The organism is Pseudonocardia halophobica (genome assembly GCF_027922425.1).
GTDB classification, from domain to species: Bacteria; Actinomycetota; Actinomycetes; order Mycobacteriales; family Pseudonocardiaceae; genus Pseudonocardia; species Pseudonocardia halophobica.
In genome coordinates, this window is sequence record NZ_BSFQ01000198.1 from 1 (window position 1) to 732 (window position 732).

1 protein-coding gene and 1 pseudogene are annotated in these 732 nt (G+C 65.4%); both read right to left on the minus strand.

What is annotated here, in order from left to right; translation table 11 throughout:
- Positions 1–20 precede the first annotated feature (20 nt).
- Positions 21–273 (minus strand): annotated as a pseudogene (locus PKE99_RS38130) (transposase); the annotation flags it as partial.
- Positions 274–539: 266 nt separating this feature from the next.
- Positions 540–732 (minus strand): cupin domain-containing protein (locus PKE99_RS38135; protein WP_271215111.1); only part of this gene is annotated, 193 nt, incomplete at its 5' end.

Sequence of the window (732 nt, forward strand, 5' to 3'; positions counted from 1 at the left end):
ACCCGATGCAGTCGCTGTCACACCCCGACCTGCTGCCACTCGCGCAGCCGCCGCCAGCAGGTGACCCGGAGCCACAGCCGAGTCCCGCGGCCAGCTCGTTCCAGCTGATCCCGGTCTTGAGAACGAACACGATCGCGGCCAGCGCCGCCCGGTCGGGCACCCGCGGCCGCCCCTGCGTCCCCGCTTCGCCTGCTGAGCCTGCGGCATCAGCGGCTCCACCAGCTCCCACAGCTCGTCGCTGACCAACCGCTCGACACAAGATCGTCCCGCCATCGCGGAACATGATCAGCAACCAGCACAGCTCCACACAGGACCGTCACGCCGACTTGTGAAACGACGTCTTAGTCCAGCGTCAGGTTCCCGACCACCGTCCTACACCCGACCAGTTCGAGATCCGGGTGCATGGCACCGTGAGCGCGACTGCGTCGTCGTTGCCGGTATCCACGTCAAGGATCACCGGACGGGGCATCGGATGTCAGCCTCTGGCATCGTGGTCGACCAGGCCGGGGACGGCTGGCGCTCGCAGTGGGATGACTACGTCATGAGCCCGATGCTGTCCAGATGGACACCTTCCGAAGCCGCTCGATGGTCCGCCAAACATTGCGCTGGCCCTTATTGAGGCGGACGACATCGCCGGGTCCGATCTGGATCGTTTCCTTTGTGTCGTCGAAGGTGACCTCGGCACGTCCTTCCAGCACCACGAAGACCTCATCGTCGGTCACGCCCCCAATG